The sequence below is a fragment of the Dactylosporangium sp. NBC_01737 genome, from assembly GCF_035963215.1.
Lineage (GTDB): Bacteria > Actinomycetota > Actinomycetes > Mycobacteriales > Micromonosporaceae > Dactylosporangium.
In genome coordinates, this window is sequence record NZ_CP109153.1 from 12,308,473 (window position 1) to 12,325,812 (window position 17,340).

Genomic DNA, 17,340 nt, shown 5'->3' on the forward strand with positions numbered 1-17,340 from the left:
GGCCGACCGACCGACCGACGGGAGACGTGATGCAGCACCGGGTGGGAGTCCTCCGCGAGTCCGCGGCCGCCGAACGTCGGGTGGCGCTGCCACCAGGCCTGGTCGGCAAGGTCCGCGCGCTCGGGCTGGCCGTCGCCGTCGAACGCGGGGCCGGCGAACGGGCGTGGTTCTCCGACAGCGCCTACCGGGAGGCCGGCGCTGCGGTGCTGACCGCCGAGGAAGTCATCGACAGCTGCGACACGCTGCTGTGCGTCGGTCCACCGGCGGTCAGCCGGCTCCGGCCGGGGCGGCTGCTGATCGGGCTGCTCGACCCGCTCCGCAACACCGATCTGGTCGCGGTGTGCGCCGCCCGCGGCGTGACCGCGGTCAGCCTCGACCTGCTCCCCCGGACACTGAGTCGGGCCCAGCCGATGGACGCGCTCACGTCGCAGGCGGCGATCGCCGGGTACAAGGCCGCCGTGCTGGCCGCCGACACGTACGGCGGCTACTTCCCGATGCTGGTCACCGCGGCCGGCACGGTGCGGCCCGCGACAGTCCTGGTCCTCGGCACCGGGGTGGCGGGGCTCGCCGCCATCGGCACGGCACGGCGGATCGGCGCGATCGTGACCGGCTACGACATCCGCCCGGAGGCCGCCGATGAGGTGCGCTCGCTCGGCGCCCACTTCCTCGACCTCGGCCCGGCCCCGCACGGCGGCGGCACCGGCGGCTACGCCCGGGCGCTGTCCGCCGGTGAACGCGCCGCGCAGCAGGACGCCCTGCAGGAGCGGGTCGTCGGCTTCGACATCATCATCACCACGGCACGGGTGCCTGGACGCACACCGCCGCTGCTCGTCACAGCCGAGGCGGTCAAAGGCATGCGGCCCGGCTCCGTCGTCATCGACCTGGCCGCCGGCGCCGACGGTGGCAACGTCGAGGGATCGGTGCCCGACACGAGCCTCATCGTCGGCGACGGCGTCACGGTGATCGGTGCCGGGAACCTGCCGTCGGCGATGGCGCCCGCCGCGACGGCGGCGTACGGCCGCAACATCCTCGCCGTCCTCACCCATCTCATGCAGGACGGAGCGCCGGTCATCGACCGCTCCGACGAGATCCAGGCGGCCATCGTCGTGCACGGTGCCGCGACCACCGATCGGGAGATCACCGCATGAGCACCCAGCTGATGTTCGCAGTGACCGTGTTCGTCCTCGGCGTCCTCGTCGGGTTCGAGGTCATCAGCAAGGTCCCGGCGACGCTGCACACGCCGCTGATGTCGGCCACCAACGCCGTGCACGGCATCATCCTCATCGGCGCCATGCTGCTGGCCGGGACCGTGCAAACCTGGCCCGGGTACGCGCTGGCATTCACCGCCGTAGCGTTCGCCACCGCGAATGTCGTCGGCGGGTACGCGGTCACCGGCCGCATGCTGAAGATGTTCCGGCGCCGCACCCCGGACGCCGGACACGCCCCGCCGCGGGCGGGACGACCGTCATGAGCACCTGGCAGACCGTCGAATGGGCCGCGTACCTACTGTCCACCGTCGCGTTCGTGGCAGGGCTGCACCTGATGAACGCCCCGGCGACCGCGCGCCGCGGCAACGTGGTCTCCGGCGCCGGCATGTCGCTCGCCGTCGCCGTCACCGCCGTGCACCTCGGCCGGGCGTCGACCATCACCGCCACCGGCGTCGTGGTGCTGGTCGCCGGTGCGCTGACCGGCGCCGGAGTCGGGCTGTACGCGGCCCGGCACGTGGCGATGACGGCGATGCCGCAGCTGGTCAGCGTGTTCAACGCGGTCGGCGGCGGTGCGGCGGCGATGGTGGCCGTCAACGAGTTCGCCGGACACGGCGCGGCACTGCCCGTCAACGGGGCCGTGACCGGCGCGGTCGACGTGCTCATCGGCGCGCTCACCTTCTCCGGCTCCCTGATCGCGGCCGGCAAGCTCCATGGGCTGGTCCCGGGCGGTCCCGTCGCCGTCCCCGGCGGCCGGTTCCTTGCCGCCGCGTCCGCCGGGTGCGCGGTGGGCGCCGGTGGCTGGCTCGTCGCCGCACCGTCCAGCGCCGGTCCGCTGGTCATGCTGGCCGTCTCGGCGCTCGCCTTCGGGACGCTTGCGGTGCTGCCGATCGGCGGCGCCGACATGCCAGTCGTGATCTCCATGCTCAACGCGCTCACCGGTACTGCGGTCGCAATGGCCGGATTCGTGCTGAGCAGCCTGCCGCTCATCGTCGCTGGGGCGCTGGTCGGGGCGTCCGGTGCGATCCTGACCCGGCTCATGGCAGTCGCGATGCACCGTTCGGTCGGCGCGATCCTGGCCGGCGGCTACGGCTCGGACGGCGCTGGTCCCGTCCTCGCCGGCGGGCCGGTCCGCGAGGTCGGCGCCGACGACGTCGCGATGCAGCTCGCCTACGCGTCCAGCGTCGTCATCGTCCCGGGCTACGGGCTCGCCGCCGCCCAGGCGCAGCGCCAGGCCGCAGAGCTCGGCGAACTGCTGCGGCAACGCGGCACCGCCGTGTCCTATGCCATCCACCCGGTCGCCGGCCGGATGCCCGGACACATGAACGTACTCCTCGCCGAGGCCGACGTACCATACCCGCAGATGCGCGAACTCTCCGACGGCAACGCCGACCTCGCACACGCGGACGTCGCGCTCGTCGTCGGCGCGAACGACGTCACGAACCCAGCCGCCCGCCGGCCCGGCAACGCCGTGTCCGGCATGCCAATCCTCGACGTCGACACCGCCCGCAGCGTCGTCGTCATCAAACGGTCCATGGGCCACGGCTACGCCGGCATCGACAATCCCCTCTACCACGATCCGCGCACCGGCATGCTGTTCGCCGACGCCAAGCAGGGCCTCACCGACATCATCGCCTCGGTGCGCTCGTTCGTCGGCTGAGCGTCCGGCCACCGCCCCGGAACACCGGGACCATCGGCCCTGCTCACCTCGACCCCGGAGGACGACGCTGGGGGACACAAGCAGCGCGGCGCCGACGGCGCACCGACCCCTGGAGGCATCGACATGACGAATCAGCGGTACGCCGGGCGGGTCGCCCTGGTCACCGGAGCAGGCTCCGGCATCGGGCAGGCAACCGTCCTGAGACTGGCGGCGGAAGGCGCGATCATCATCGGCTGCGACATCGACGCGGCCGGCCTCGAAGCGACCGCGAAGCTGCTCGACGCGGACGGGCACGACGCCGCACTGCTCACCGCGGACATCACGGTCCAGGCCGACGTCGACCGGGTCGTCGCGGCGCTGCAGGGCGCACCGGTCGACCTGCTGGCGAACGTCGCCGGCATCATGGACTACTTCCTACCCGTCACCGACCTCGACGACGCCGTGTGGGACCGGGTCATCGCCGTGAACCTGACCGCCCCGATGCGGCTGTGCCGAGCGGTCATCCCGGCGATGCGCACGGCCGGCACCGGCGCCGTGGTGAACGTGTCGTCGGTCGGTGGGCTCACCGGATCCGTCGCCGGCACCGCGTACACGTCGGCCAAGCATGGCCTCATCGGACTGACCAGGTCGCTGGCCTTCCTGTACGGACCGGACGGCATCCGCGCCAACACGGTCTGCCCCGGCGGTGTGCACACCAACATCGGCAAGACCGCGTTCGCCAGGTCGCAGTGGGCGTACGACCGGCTGGAGAAGTCCTTCCACCGGGCAACCCGGATGGCCGAACCGGACGAGATCGCCACCCTGATCGCTTGGCTGGGATCCACGGAGGCCAGCAACGTCAACGGCGCGATCGTCACCGCCGACGGTGGCTGGATGTCATGACCACCGTCGAACGCCCCCGCCGCGACAACCGCCCGGTGCTGCGGCTGCTCGCCTCACCCCTGCACCCCCTGCTGAGCAGCCGGGTCTGCACATTGTCATACCTGGGTCCCCGCACCGGCACCCGGCACGTGCTGCCGGTCGAGTACGCCCGGGACGGCGACCGGATCGTCGTCCTGGCCGCGGACGCCTCAACGAAACGCTGGTGGCGCAACTTCACCGGCGCCGGACGCACCCTCACGGTCACCGTCCGCCGGCACGCACACGCCGCCCACGCCGTGGCGCTCTCCCCGGGCGACCCCGGCTACGCCGATTCCCTGACCGCCTACCAGCGCCGCCACCGTGCCCCGCAGAACGCCGATCACCGCCTGGTGGTCCTCTATCTGCTGGGCGTTTGAGGGCCACCGCCGATCGGGCGATCTGCCGGAGTCGCGTTGCCGCTTCGGCAGGCCGCCCCGAACCTGTCCCCCTGGGCCGTTTGGCCCTGCCGACCTTGGACTACACAGGCGCAACCTGGATTTGATCGACTGCTTCCGATGCCACCGTCACAGTCATCTTCGCGTTGCGCGGCGGCGAACCGGCCAGGCACGCGCCTGCACCGTCGGCGTCGGCACCCGAGACCACCGTCGCGGCCGGCGACCTGGCGCTCGACCCTGCGGTCGACGGATTCCTGCACGGCACCGTCGCGGTGAAGTTCACGTATGTCCGAGATGCCCGGCCGGTCAGGATCGCGTTGAGCATCACCCACCCGCCCGGCCTCGAGCGCGACGGAACCGCATGGCCTCCGGTACGCGGCGACGCGCACACCGCATACATCGTCGATCTCGCTGCGCCACCTGCCCGCACCATGGTGTCGTACACCTTCGCCTTCAAGGGACCCGCGACGACCGACGGCCGATCACTGCAGCTGGACATCACTGCCCTGCGCGCCGACGGCGTCGGACTGAGCGGGGCCAACCCGTTCGACAACAGCATTGCTGTCGCCATCAGGACGGTCCAGTAGACCTGCCAGTGCAGCACGGTTGATGTCGTCCGCCGGCTACGGAACAGGGGCTTTCGGCTCTCGCCGTGATCAGCCCAGTCGCAGGACGCTGGACGTGTGGAGACGAGGGGAGGGACCATGGGATACCGATACGGTCCCGTCGTCGTCGGCATCGACGGATCGCCGACAGTATCGGCGCGCTGCGCTGGGCCACGGACGAGGCCCGCCGGCACGCCAGGGAACTTCACGCCGTGCACGTGCTGCATCCAGGCGCGCCTCCGGACGAGACCTCACGCGGCATTGCGGGCAGCGCCGCAGCAGAGGCCAGCCGATGGCTGCCTGGCGTGTACGCGACCGGTGTGACTGACACCGGTGACACCGTCGAAGTGCTGCGGCGTCACTCGCAAACGGCCCGCCTGATGGTGATCGGCAGCCACGGCACCGGCGGGGTCGACGGGAAACCGGTGGGTGCTGTCGCTGAAGCGCTGTGCCGTGCGGCGCACTGCCCGGTGCTGATCGTCCAGGCCGGAGGGCGGTGGGCCGATCCGTTCTCGGCGCTGCCCCGCACCGGGCCCGTCCTGGTCGGGTTCGACGGCTCCGACCCGGCCCGGCGCGCGCTGCGGCTGGGCTTCGAGGAGGCCGCCAGCCGGCGCAGCCGGCTCGTCGTCATCCAGGTCTGGCAGCACCCGGGCATGTGGCGACCCGGACATCACCGACACGGTCTCGACCTAGCCGCCGAACAGTCCGCCATTCATGCGGCGCTGCTTGAGACCGCCAGGCCGTTGCAGGCCAGGAATCCGCTTGTCGAAATGGAATTGCGCAGCGACCCGGGCGAACCGGCCGACGCATTGAGCGTCGCCTCGCAGTGGGCCACACTCCTGGTCCTCGGCCCCGGCCGGGCCGGAGACCCCGTCCGCGCGGCCGACCCGTCGGTGCTGCGCCAGGTGCTCAGGCACATGGCCTGCCCAGCACTCATCGCCCACGATCCCGGCCGGATGCCGACCGCACGGCCATCGATGCCACACACACCGCCGGATCAGTCACCCGTCCACCCGTTGCAGGAGGTCCGTCATGGAGAACCAGTTTGACGTCGTCGTCGGTGTGGACGGCTCAACGGAGAGCATGGCGGCCGTGGAGTGGGCCGCCTCAGACGCCGCACGACGGCACCGCCGGCTCCAGATCGTCCACGCCTACGCATGGCCGGTCGTCTACCCGCCGCTCGGCGCCCACCCGACGCCCGCACTGGACCAGGCGGCCCGGCAGGCCGCGGAGCGCATCGTGAACAGTGCGGTGGCGCATGCCCGCGCGGTCTCGGCCGAGTTGTCGATCACGACCGCCACCCCGATCCAACTGGCCGCCGCCGCACTGCTCGACGCGTCGCAACGGGCCGACACCGTCGTGGTCGGCAGCCGTGGACTTGGCGGCTTCAGCGGCCTGCTGCTCGGATCCGTCGGCGTGCAGCTGGCCGCCCACGCCGGCTGCCCGGTCGTCGTGGTCCGCCGGGACGCACGCGCCGGCGGACCTGAGGCGGGCCGCGTCATCGCCGGCGTGGACGGATCCCACGACGCCGACCGGGCCATGCGGTTCGCGTTCGAGCAGGCGTCGTTCCGTGGCGCCGGACTGACCGCGGTCCACACGTACCTGTGGCCCGACGCCACCGGTCCGGGCGACACGCTGCCACTCGTCTACGACGAGGACGACCTGCGCGACGACGAACAGCGGCTGCTCGCCGAGTCCGTCGCCGGCTGGACCGACAAATTCCCAGACGTCAACGTACGCCGGCGCATCGTACGCGGCACCCCCGCGGGGGTCCTCACCCGCCTGTCGCACGATGCCGAACTGCTGGTCGTCGGATCCCGCGGGCGCGGCGGCTTCACCGGGCTGTTGCTGGGCTCGGTCAGCCAGGCGTTGATCCACCACGCCGCGTGCCCGGTCGCGATCGTGCGGTAGCCCCCGGGCCGGTGGCTGGCCTCGGCTGCCACCCGCCCATACGAGGAGACGGTGACCTGCAGCGGGTGCTCCCGCGCGAATGCCAGCTCGTCGTGGCGAGTGGTCGCGGTATCGCTGCGCACGGACCGTTCCTGGAAGATGCGGTCGGCGTAGCTCAGCATCGGGATGTCGGTGAGGCGGATGCCGGCCACCGCACGCGTGCCGCTCCAGAGCCGGCAGCGCGACCGGCACCAGGTCACCCACGGAAGCGAGCAGGATCGCGGCGTCCCGCGGCTCCGGAGCCGCGGCCGCCACGTTGCCGGCCGACGCGGCCCCGAGATCCATCAGGGGCTCCTGCCCTGCAGTTGCGCGCCCCACACCGCACCGCGGGACGTTGGTCCTGCATGGTCTCGTGCTTTGTACCTTAGCAACGCTCCCACGCAGCGAGCACGATGGATGCGAGAGGAGCTGTCATGAACACCTCGTCCATCGCCGCCACCGCCGTAGTCGTCGGTGTCGACGGCTCAGCCGACAGCCTGCGGGCAGTTCGGTGGGCCGCCGGCGACGCCGCACGCCGGCACCGGCCGCTGCACCTGCTCCACGCACACAACTGGCCGGAGTTCGCATACCCACCCGCGGGCCTGGCGTTGCCGGTCGCCTACGAGAGCGACGCGCAGGAGACCGTGACTCGGATGCTCACGGACGCCGCCGCGCAGGCCCGCGACGTGAGCGAAGACCTGCAGATCAGTACCGAGTCGACCACCCGGCTGTGCGTGCCGGCGCTGCTCGCCGCCTCGCGGCGGGCCGCGCTCGTGGTGGTCGGCAGCCGCGGCCTCGGCGGTTTCACCGCGCTGCTGGTCGGCTCGACCGGCGCCGAGCTCGCCGCGCATGCCGCGTGCCCGGTGGTGATCGTCCGAGACGTGGACCGGACCGACGGACCGAACATCGGGCGGGTCGTCGTCGGCGTGGACGAATCCCACGACGCCGACCTGGCCCTCGCCGTCGCGTTCGAGCAGGCTGCGTTCCGGTCGACCGGACTGACCGCGGTCAACGCCTGTCAGTGGCAGGTCGCCGGTCAGCGGGACGGCGTCGCCTCGCCCATCTACGGCGAGCAGGACGCGCTCGCCGGCGCGCAGCGGGCACTGGCTGAGTCGCTCGCCGGCTGGCAGGAGAAGTACCCGCAGGTCGACGTCCGGCTGGACGTCGTCCCGGGCCGTGCCAGCAGCGTGCTTGTCGACGCCTCAGCCGGTGCGGAACTGCTCGTCGTCGGCGCTCGAGGTCACGGCGGATTCGCTGGGCTTCTGCTTGGTTCGGTCAGTCAAGCCGCGCTCCATCACGCCCACTGCCCGGTCGTCATCGCCCGCCGGCCGAGCTGAGGTACCACCCGGACCCGGCGCCAGCAACGGTTCGCAGCGCCGGGTCCGTACGACGTCTCAGCTTGACTTTTAACCTGCCAGGTCGACGATCTTCGATCATCGGTGCGGATCTGGCGTGTCGTAAGAGACACGGGTACGGCCACCCGTGATCCTTCGGAGTGCTGAAGCTTCGAGGGAGGGTGGCCGTGGGGCCTACTATGCCAGGTTTGCGTGCTGTGTCGGTGCCGGACCCGGTGGCGTGTCGTGGGACGTTGATCGATTTCCGGCGGAGTCTGTACCGGTGTTTCGGGCGTCGGGCGGACGCGTTGTTCGAGTTGGTGGACGCGGTCCTGACCGCGGATGCTCCGGTGTCGTCGTTGGTGGAGTTGTCGCTGGAGAAGGCGTTCCGGCGTGGTCATGGCGCGTTGTATGACGCGTTGGCGTGCGGCGAGGTCGATGTGGTGGCTGTGGCCGGGTTGCTCGCCGAGTCGTGGGAGCCGGTCGATGACGGGCCGGTGAAGATCGCGGTGGATGTGTCGCCGTGGCCTCGGCCGGACGCGGTCACGTCGGCGGGGCGGTGTCATTGCTACACGTCGTGCCGGCGGGGCGGTGTCATTGCTACACGTCGTGCCGGTGTGACGGGGTGCGGAAGACGATCCCGGGTTGGCCGTTCTCGTTCGCTGCAGGGCTGGAATGGGGTGCCTCGTCGTGGACGGCGTTGCTCGACGCGGTCCGGGTCGGTCCGGACGACGACGCCACGGTCGTGAGCGTGACGCAGATCGGTGCGGTGGTCGCTCGGCTGGCGGCGGCCGGGAGGCCGGCACCGGTGTTCGTGTTCGACGCCGGCTACGACCTGACCAGGATCACCTACCTGGCTGCCGATCACGGGGTGCAGGTCCTGGGCCGGGTCCGCAGCGATCGGGTGTTCTACGCGCCGGCGCCGAAGCGGCTGCGTGACGGCCGCCCGGGCCGGCCGAGGATCCACGGCAACCGGTTCGAGTTGTCGAAACCGGTGTCGCTGCCGTCGGCCGAGGAGCAGTTGTCCGCGGACAGTCCGCGCTACGGCGCCGTCGTGGTCAGTGCCTGGCACGGGCTGCACCAGCGGTTGTCCAAGCAGAGTGGCTGGGCCGGGTTTGTCGGCCCGGTGCCGGTCGTGCCCGGCACCGTGATCCGGATCCAGGTCGAGCGGCTGCCCGGTGACCGAGCCGCACCGCCCGGTGCGGTCTTCGACCTGGACCTGTTGTGGAAGACCTACCTGCGCCGGTTCGACCTGGAGCACACGTTCCGGCTCCTCAAGCAGGTGCGGGACAGCGTTTCGAGCGCCGCGTCCAAGTCGCCGCTCATGGCGAGCAGCCGCACAGCCGCCGGGCCGACGCATCGCCGCGCCATCGCATGAGCTCGCACCGCACCTGCTACGTAGGAGACTCCGCTGCCCCTCGTCATGACTGCACCCTCCCGGCGGCAGCACCGGCGTGGCAGGACTGAAGGGCCCGCCCGCACGGGCCCAACGGCCCTGCCCGCAGGGCACGGCGCCGCCTAGCGTCGCACATGCAGGATCCGATCGGTGGAGGTGGATACCATGGTGCCGACGATGATCTTTACCGCCCTTCTCGCGCTGACGTACGTCGTGTTGATCGCCCGCCAGCTGCGCTCACTGGGCGACGGCGGCGAACAGGCCGCAGGTGCGGCACCCCGACGAACGGTCTGGCTCGCCGCACGTTTCGGGCAGATGCCGGAGGCCGTGCCCGTCGACCGACGCCGGGCCCGCGCCGAGAGCGACGCCGTGCAACTGCTGGTGCGGGGTGAACTCAGCCAGAGCGGGTACCTGGCCGCGATGGCCGAACTGGCCGCCCGCGACGCCGTCGAACACCCGCTGGACGTGCCCACGTCCCGGTAGCGAACCACGACTGGACCGCCCGACGTCGACCTGCCGGCGCCGCCACCGGAGCGCGCGCCCGCCGGCGGCGCGGCACTGGTCGAGCCACCGCGGCCTACCGTGAGGCGACGCTCGCGGCGGCACGCCACGCGGCGGCCGCTGCGGCGCTGCGGGCGCTCGACACCGAGTTGGCCACCACCAGACAACGGGTCCGGGCGATCGAGCGGCATTGGATCCCCCGAGTGGAATTGGCCCTCGCGACGGTGTCGCTGCAGCTGGCCGAGCTCGAGGATGGCGACGCGGCCAGCAGACGGGCGGCTCGGTGACGCCCGGTGTCGCAGCGCACAGTACTGAGCCATCGTCCGCCGTGCAGGGGTTCGGCCAGGCAGGCGGGACCTCCGGCCCTATCCGGGGTGAGCGTGCGTGGACGAGAGTGATCGCAGACGTGCACCAAGGAAAGGTCGGGGTGTCCCTGATGAGCGGACCACTGACGGACCGGTCGATCGCGACCGGTCTGAGCGCCGCGATCGCTGCGCCGTCCATCCACAACACCCAGCCGTGGCGGTTCCGGATCCGCGACGGCGGGTTCGACGTGCTGGCAGATCACGACAAGGGCCTGGACGTGATCGACCCGGACCGGCGGGCGATGTACCTGAGCCTCGGCGCAGCCGTGTTCAATCTGCGGCTGGCGCTGGCGGCCGCGGGCCACACACCGCTGACGGTGCCGGTGCCGGTTGACGACCATCGGGTCGCCCGGGTCGAATTCGGCTCCCGCAAGATGCCCGCGCAGGGCACCCGGCTGCTGGCGGCCGCGATCCCGCGCAGGCGAACCAACCGGCTGCCGTACCAGGGTGCGCTGGTCCCGGCCGGGACCGTCGAGGAGCTGTGCGCCGCCGCGGCCGGCGCCGGCGCCGGCGCCGGCGCACAGCTGGCCGCCCTGGACCCGGTCGGGCGCAACGCCGTGCTCGGACTGACCTGGACCGCCGACGCGCGGCAGCGCAGTGATCCGGCGTACCGGCGGGAGATCGTGGCCTGGACGGCGCCGACCGGCGTCCGGCACGACGGAGTGTCCTCGGAGGCGTTCGGGCCGCGGCCGGCGATGTCAGCCGTCTCCGTGCGGGACTTCGGGCTGGGCCTGCCACCGGACGAACGTCCAACCGCCCGGTTCGAGACCGACCCGCAGCTGCTGATCCTGCGAAGCCTCGGCGACGACCGTGCCGCATGGCTGCGCAGCGGCCAGGCGCTGCAGCGCGTGCTGCTGACGGCCACCGTCCGCGGCGTCGCGGTCCAACCCATGACGCAGGCCCTGGAAATGCCGGACCTGCGCAGGACCCTCATCGGTCCGGACGGCCGCTGGTGGCCCCAGATGATCCTGCGGATCGGATACGGCCAGAGCGTGCCGAACAGTCCTCGACGCCCGATCTCCGCGTGTGTGGAGCCACGGCCGTGGCAACGCCGCCGGGTGTCCGCCGTCGCGGGGTGATCCAGTGCTCTCCGAGGTGACCGAGACCGTCCTGCAGCGCCCCGCCGCCGGGCCGGAGGTCCCCGTCGGGGCGGATCGTCCGCCTCTGTTCCGTCGGCAGGCATGGTCGCACGCTGACGTCGGATCCCCGAGGAGGATGCGATGGACGCACAGCGGATCATTGTCGGATACGACGGATCGGTCGAGGCCCGTGACGCGGTCGACTGGGCCGCCGCGGAGGCCGAGCGGACGACGTCCCGGCTGCACATCGTGTACGCCTACCAGCTGACCTGGCTCGGCACGCAGTACGACGGACCGGTCGCGGACCTGGCGGCCGAGGCGCAGGAGCGCGGCGACCGTCTTGTCGCCGGCATCGTCGAGCAGGTCCGCCGGCGGGGCACCGGCATCGATGTCGTCGGCACGGCCCTGCACGCGGCGCCCGCGCCGACCCTGATCGGCCTCGGCGATGCCGGGGCGAACCTGCTCGTCGTCGGCAACCGAGGCGGCGGCGGGATCACCAACCTGCTGGTCGGGTCGGTCAGCCAGCAGGTCGCCACCCACGCCCACGTACCCGTCGTCGTGGTCCGCGGACGGCACGACGCCGCGGCCGGCCCGGTCGTCGTCGGCGTCGACGGCTCCGCCAGTTCCGACGCCGCGCTCGGCATCGCGTTCGAGGCCGCGCGGCTACGCGGCACCGGCGTCGTCGCCGTGCGCGCCTTCGTCCCCGCCGCCGTCACCGCCCTGCCGTACAGCGTGATCGAGACATCCGAACGGGCATTGCTGGACGCGTCGGTGACCGGATGGCAGGAGAAGTATCCGTCGGTCAAGGTCGAGGCGCTGCTCGCGGACGGCCGCACGGCCGAGGTGCTGGTCGGCGCCTCGCACACCGCCCAACTGGTGGTCGTCGGCAGCCGGGGCCACGGCGGCTTCACGGGGCTGCTGCTGGGCTCGGTCGGTCAGCAGCTCATGCACCACGCCGAGTGCCCGGTGCTGATCGTGCACACGCCGAAGTCCGCCTGACCTCGGCGCCGGCGCAGGGCCTCACCGCCCTGCGCGTCGCGGAAACGGAGCAGCACATGACCAGCATGACCACCGCCGGGTCCGGCGCGATGGCGGCCCAGGACCCCCGCGAACCTCTGGACCTGCTCACGCGCGACCTGCGCTGCGGGCTGAATGGGCTGTCCTCACGGGAGGCGTCGCGCCGGCTTGTGGTGTACGGACCGAACGAACTGACCCGCCACGACGGCCGGCGCTGGTGGCGTGAACTCGCCACGCAACTGGTCCATCCGCTCGCGCTGCTGCTGTGGCTCGCCGCGGCCCTCGCCCTGGTGTCCGGCAGCACCGCGCTCGGTATCGCGATCGTGGCAGTGGTCGTGGTCAACGCGCTCTTCGCGTTCGTGCAGGAGCAGCAGGCCGAACGTGCCGTCGAGGCGCTCGCCGCGTACCTGCCGCAGCACGCGAACGTCATCCGCGACGGACGGCACACCGCCGTGGCCGCCAGGGATCTGGTGCCCGGCGACGTGCTGGTCGTCGAGGAGGGCGAACGCGTCTGCGCCGACGCCCGGTTGATCTCCGGCGCCGTCGAGGTCGACCTGTCCACGCTCACCGGCGAGTCGTTGCCGGCGTACCGATCGACGGACCAGGCGCCCGCCGCCGGGCCGGTCCTGGATGCACGAGACCTGCTGTTCAGCGGCACCACCTGCACCGGTGGTGAGGCACGGACACTGGTGGTCGCCACCGGGATGCGCACCGAACTCGGCCGGATCGCCGCCTTGTCCCAGCGCGTCGGCCGCGAGGAGAGTCCTCTCGAGACGCAGGTCAAACGGGTCGCATGGTTGATCGCGCTCGTCGCGGTGACCGTCGGAATCGCGTTCCTGCCGCTCGGCACCCTGGCAGCGCATCTCAGTCTCGCCGCGGCGTTCAGCTTCGCCATCGGGCTGCTGGTCGCCAACGTACCCGAAGGCCTGCTGCCGACGATCACCCTGGCCCTGGGCATGGGCGTGCGGGAGCTGGCCCGCGGCGGCGCGGTCGTGAAGCGGCTCAGCGCGGTGGAAACCCTCGGCTCCACCAGCGTCATCTGCACCGACAAGACCGGCACCCTGACCATGAACCGGATGCGGGTCACCACCGTCTGGACCCTGCCACAGGTGATCGACCTCGAGCCGGACGGTATCGTCACGGCGTTGCCCGTCGCGGCGAGGCTGGCGTTGGCCTGCTGGGCCTGTAACAACGCGACCCTGGACCTGCAAGACCCGGAAACCGCCACTGGTGACCCGACCGAACTCGCCCTGCTGCACGCCGTCGCCGCGCTCGGCGGACCGGACCGCGGCGGCGACCGTGGCCGGGATCAGCGCCGCCAGTTCCACTTCGACCCGGCCCTGCGCCGGATGTCCACGGTGGACGTCCGCAACGGTGCGCTGTGGCTGCACACCAAAGGAGCACCCGAGGAACTGTTGCCGCTCTGTACGCGCGTCGCGGACGCGGCCGGCGACCGGATCATCGAACCCGCGGACCGGGATCGCGTTGCCGCGACCGTGGAGGAGCTGGCCGGGCGCGGGCTGCGGGTGCTGGCCGTCGCGGAGCGGCGGTTGCCCGGTGACGCGGTCCCGGACCGCCGCGAGGAGGCCGAGCAGGAGCTGACCCTGCTCGGTGTTGTAGCGATGTTCGATCCGCCGCGGCCCGAGGTCGCCGGCGCCGTCGCGCGGTGCCACACCGCCGGGATTCGGCTCATGGTCGTCACCGGCGACCACGCGCTCACCGCGGCTGAGATCGCCCGGCGAGTCGGCATCGGCGGCGTGGCGCCGACCGTCGTCACCGGCACCGAGCTCGACGCGATGAGCGAGCAGCAACTGGACCGGATGCTCGCCGACCATCGGGAGCTCGTCTTCGCCCGCAGCTCACCGGAGGCCAAACTGCGCATCGCCGACGCGCTGCGCGCGCAGGGCCACGTTGTGGCCATGACCGGCGACGGCGTCAACGACGCGCCGGCCCTGCGCCGCGCCGACATCGGCATCGCGATGGGCCTGGCCGGCACCGACGTCGCCCGCGAGGCGGCCACCATGGTCCTCACCGACGACAACTTCGCCACGATCGTCACCGCCGTGCAGGCGGGACGGCGGGTCTACGACAACGTCCGCAAATTCATCCTGTACATCTTCGCCCACGCCACACCGGAAATCGTGCCGTTCCTCGTCTTCGCGCTGTCCGGCGGGGCCGTGCCGCTCCCGCTCACCGTCCTGCAGATCCTCGCCATCGACCTCGGCACCGAAACCCTGCCAGCACTCGCCCTCGGTCGCGAGCCGGCCGAACCGGGCCTGATGGACCGCCCGCCCCGCACCCGCGGCCAGAACGTCATCCACGGGCGCATGCTGTGGCGGGCCTGGGGGCTGCTCGGGCTCGTCTCGGCCGCGCTCGTCATGGCCGGATTCTTCGCCACCCTGCAGTCCGGCGGGTGGCACCTCGGCGCCCCCACCGGCCCCGGCACGCCGCTGCACCACGTGTGGCAGCAGGCGACCACCATGTCGTTCCTCGGCATCGTCGCCTGCCAGATCGGCACCGCCTTCGCCGCCCGCACCCAGACCGCGTCACTGCGGGCGGTCGGCGTCCTGACCAACCGGCTCCTGCTGTGGGGGGTCGCCTTCGAGGTCGCGTTCTCCGCCGCCGTGGTCACGCTGCCAGTTCTGCAGGACCTGTTCGGCACCGCGCTGCCGGACTGGCGGCAGCTGCTGATGCTCCTGCCGTTCCCGCTCGTTGTCTGGGGCGCCGACGAGTCCTGGCGGGCGTGGATGCGCCACCGCGACGCCCGACGGTGACACCGTGATCACGTCGATGCACGACCGTGTTGTCGACTTGCCCACCCGGAGCGTCACAGGGCCGTAAGTCCCGGGCTTGCATGGCCCAAGCCTCTACCCAGATGCGGATCAGGCCGGTTGGCTGGACGCAGGCACCACGACACCAGGCGGAGGTGAGTTCGATGATCACCGCACACGATCTGCTCTCGGCGCATCCGTTCATGGCCGGTGTTCCGGACCGGTTCCTGGAGCGAATGGCGCACTACTCGCATCGTGTCACGTTCCACGCCGGCACCCGCGTCTTCAACGAGGGTGGCCGGGCCGACCGGTTCTGGCTCATCCGTGACGGACTCGTCAACCTCGACACGCACCTGCCCGGCCGGGGCGACGTCGTGCTGGAGACGATCGGGCCCGGGCAGGTGCTCGGCTGGTCGTGGATGTTCCCGCCGTACCGCTGGCATTTCGGCGCCACGGCCGAGACCCCCGTCCCCGCGATCAGCTTCGACGGTGCCGGCATCCGCGCGATGTGCGCCGCGGAACCGGAGCTCGGCTACGAGCTGACCAGGCGGCTCATCGAGGTGGTCGTCGAACGCATGCAGGCAACCCGGATGCGGATGCTCGACCTGGACGCCGAAACGGGATGACCGTCACGACGACACCAGGTCCGCGACCGTCAGGTGAGCGTACCGGTGAGGAACGCGACGACTCGCTGCTCCCACTCGTCCGGGTGCGTGCTCAGCGCCTTGGTGTGCCCGGTGTTCGGGACCTCCCAGAGCTGCACGTTGGCGTTCCCCCGTTGAATGTGGCGGGCCGCGTGCGCCTCGTCGGGCACGTCGCCGGCCGTGATGAGCAGGAACTGCCGTGGGGCCGCGGCGGATGCGGCTGCGCGGAGCGTCACTGGCGGGCCAGCGTCGGTGAGCTGGTCCGTGCACACCGTCGTCAAAGCGTCGACGCGCTGCTGGATCCAGCCGTTGACGCCGTACACGTCGGGCAGGAACGCCTTGTCCGCGGCGATCCTGGTGGTGGCGCCCTCGGCGATGACGGCGCGGATGCCGGTGTTGGTCGCGGCCGCGCCGATCGCCTCCTCGCCGCCCATCGACATGCCGATCGCGGCGATCCGGTCGCTGTCGACGTCCGCCCGGGACTGCAGGAACGCCACCGCGCCGGCCAGGTCCTCGTCGCCGTACCAGCCGAAGTCCATCGCCCGGCCGCCGCTGCGTCCGTGTCCCCTCGCGTCGAAGAGCAGCACCCCATATCCGTGCCCGCTCAGCACGACGGCGTGGGCGAGCACGTCGGAGCGGGTGGACCCGGCGCCGTGGACGAGCAGGACCGCGGCCCGGTTGGTCGACGGGAGGTACCAGCCCGACAGGCGGACCCCGTCTGGCGTCTGGAGCCGCACGTCCTGATAGGTGCGACCCCGGTCCGCTGGCGTGGCCGAGCCGATGGCGGTGGCTGGCACATTCGTCGCGGCCACCGCCTGGACGCCTGACCACAACGACACGTACACGACGGCGAGCAGTGCCGGCGCCACCAGCAGTCGCCACCACCGGTGCGTGCGGCGCACGACGATGCCCGCGCCGGCGACCAGGAGGACCGCACCTGCACCGAGCGCGGCCAGACCGGCGAGCGTGACTGCTGACCAGCCGGTCTTGGCGAGGTGCGGCAGGCCGAACCCTGCCCCCGTCGCGGCGGCGGCCACGCCGGTGAGGAATGCAATGAGGCCGCACAGCCAGTCGGCTCCGCGGCGGATGACGCAGATCGCCGCCGCGGTGGCCGCGACGGTGATCAGGACTCGCACACCCTGCCAGATCGGCGTCCCGTCCCGGCCGGTCAGTACCCCGATGGACCCGCCCACGGCTACGACGGCGACCGTCAGCACGTCTCGCATCCGAAGCCGCTGAGCCGCGGGCATTCCCGTGCCCGCCGATGAGGTCATGATGGCCTCCTGCCCTACCCCTGTGCCAACCAGTCCCGGCATCGACGCTGCGCCCGGAAGGCGCGCTTGCGCAAGGCCGAAGGTCCCAGCCGCTGGATGCCATCAGCCGCAGCCGGACTGAGATCGCGACGCCACGGACTCGCGCATGCAGAACGAGTCAACCGGCCCTGGTACCGCCGGGATCTGCGGGGGACGCTCAGCACGGGACGTGAGACGCCCCGGCGTCCGCGAGGTCCGGCAGCCCAATGGATACACGCACGAGAGG

At 71.9% G+C, this 17,340-nt stretch carries 16 protein-coding genes and 2 pseudogenes; 17 read left to right on the plus strand and 1 reads right to left on the minus strand.

The features are described from left to right. The first annotated feature begins 41 nt into the window (after positions 1-41). The 17 genes and pseudogenes from OHA72_RS56755 (at position 42) to OHA72_RS56825 (ending at position 15,783) form a co-directional block, all read left to right on the plus strand. Entirely contained in the window at positions 42-1,148 is a 1,107-nt protein-coding gene (locus tag OHA72_RS56755; protein ID WP_327004406.1) for an NAD(P) transhydrogenase subunit alpha, read from the plus strand. Then, a complete protein-coding gene (locus tag OHA72_RS56760; protein ID WP_327004407.1) occupies positions 1,145-1,471 on the plus strand; it encodes an NAD(P) transhydrogenase subunit alpha part 2 in 327 nt (108 codons plus the stop codon). Before OHA72_RS56755 ends, OHA72_RS56760 begins: the two co-directional genes overlap by 4 nt. Further along, complete coding sequence (locus OHA72_RS56765; protein WP_327004408.1) at positions 1,468-2,865, plus strand: NAD(P)(+) transhydrogenase (Re/Si-specific) subunit beta; 1,398 nt, start codon at positions 1,468-1,470, stop codon at positions 2,863-2,865. The genes OHA72_RS56760 and OHA72_RS56765 overlap by 4 nt, the downstream gene beginning before the upstream one ends. Positions 2,866-2,988: 123 nt before the next feature. Next, positions 2,989-3,747: an SDR family NAD(P)-dependent oxidoreductase gene (locus OHA72_RS56770; RefSeq protein ID WP_327004409.1), complete on the plus strand. Its 759-nt coding sequence runs from the start codon at positions 2,989-2,991 to the stop codon at positions 3,745-3,747. After that, the gene (locus tag OHA72_RS56775; RefSeq protein ID WP_327004410.1) at positions 3,744-4,142 is read left to right on the plus strand and encodes a hypothetical protein; all 399 of its coding nucleotides are present in this window, start codon (positions 3,744-3,746) and stop codon (positions 4,140-4,142) included. Before OHA72_RS56770 ends, OHA72_RS56775 begins: the two co-directional genes overlap by 4 nt. 164 nt (positions 4,143-4,306) lie before the next feature. Next, a complete protein-coding gene (locus OHA72_RS56780; protein WP_327004411.1) occupies positions 4,307-4,747 on the plus strand; it encodes a hypothetical protein in 441 nt (146 codons plus the stop codon). Positions 4,748-4,977: 230 nt separating this feature from the next. Further along, positions 4,978-5,814, plus strand: coding sequence for a universal stress protein (locus tag OHA72_RS56785; protein WP_327004412.1), 837 nt, complete (start codon positions 4,978-4,980; stop codon positions 5,812-5,814). Then, on the plus strand, positions 5,798-6,676 hold the full coding sequence (locus OHA72_RS56790; RefSeq protein WP_327004413.1) for a universal stress protein: 879 nt from the start codon (positions 5,798-5,800) through the stop codon (positions 6,674-6,676). Before OHA72_RS56785 ends, OHA72_RS56790 begins: the two co-directional genes overlap by 17 nt. Before the next feature lie 452 nt (positions 6,677-7,128). Further along, entirely contained in the window at positions 7,129-8,031 is a 903-nt protein-coding gene (locus tag OHA72_RS56795) for a universal stress protein (RefSeq protein WP_327004414.1), read from the plus strand. 197 nt (positions 8,032-8,228) lie between these two features. Continuing rightward, positions 8,229-8,519, plus strand: a pseudogene (locus tag OHA72_RS65370) (transposase); the annotation flags it as partial. 134 nt (positions 8,520-8,653) lie between these two features. Next, positions 8,654-9,406, plus strand: coding sequence for a transposase (locus tag OHA72_RS56800; RefSeq protein ID WP_327004415.1), 753 nt, complete (start codon positions 8,654-8,656; stop codon positions 9,404-9,406). A gap of 195 nt (positions 9,407-9,601) precedes the next feature. Further along, positions 9,602-9,907 carry a hypothetical protein gene (locus tag OHA72_RS56805; RefSeq protein WP_327004416.1) on the plus strand — a complete coding sequence of 102 codons (306 nt, stop codon included), beginning with the start codon at positions 9,602-9,604 and terminating at the stop codon, positions 9,905-9,907. Positions 9,908-10,047: 140 nt separating this feature from the next. Then, positions 10,048-10,212: pseudogene (locus OHA72_RS65375) on the plus strand (V-type ATP synthase subunit D); the annotation flags it as partial. Between the two features lie 149 nt (positions 10,213-10,361). Then, positions 10,362-11,369: an Acg family FMN-binding oxidoreductase gene (locus OHA72_RS56810; RefSeq protein ID WP_327004417.1), complete on the plus strand. Its 1,008-nt coding sequence runs from the start codon at positions 10,362-10,364 to the stop codon at positions 11,367-11,369. Between the two features lie 141 nt (positions 11,370-11,510). Beyond that, the gene (locus OHA72_RS56815; RefSeq protein WP_327004418.1) at positions 11,511-12,368 is read left to right on the plus strand and encodes a universal stress protein; all 858 of its coding nucleotides are present in this window, start codon (positions 11,511-11,513) and stop codon (positions 12,366-12,368) included. A gap of 56 nt (positions 12,369-12,424) precedes the next feature. Further along, complete coding sequence (locus OHA72_RS56820) at positions 12,425-15,160, plus strand: cation-translocating P-type ATPase (protein WP_327004419.1); 2,736 nt, start codon at positions 12,425-12,427, stop codon at positions 15,158-15,160. A gap of 161 nt (positions 15,161-15,321) precedes the next feature. Next, positions 15,322-15,783, plus strand: coding sequence for a Crp/Fnr family transcriptional regulator (locus OHA72_RS56825; protein WP_327004420.1), 462 nt, complete (start codon positions 15,322-15,324; stop codon positions 15,781-15,783). Positions 15,784-15,812: 29 nt separating this feature from the next. On the opposite strand, the gene OHA72_RS56830 is transcribed toward OHA72_RS56825, so the two are convergent. Then, positions 15,813-17,027, minus strand: coding sequence for an alpha/beta hydrolase (locus tag OHA72_RS56830; protein ID WP_327004422.1), 1,215 nt, complete (start codon positions 17,025-17,027; stop codon positions 15,813-15,815). Positions 17,028-17,340 lie beyond the last annotated feature (313 nt).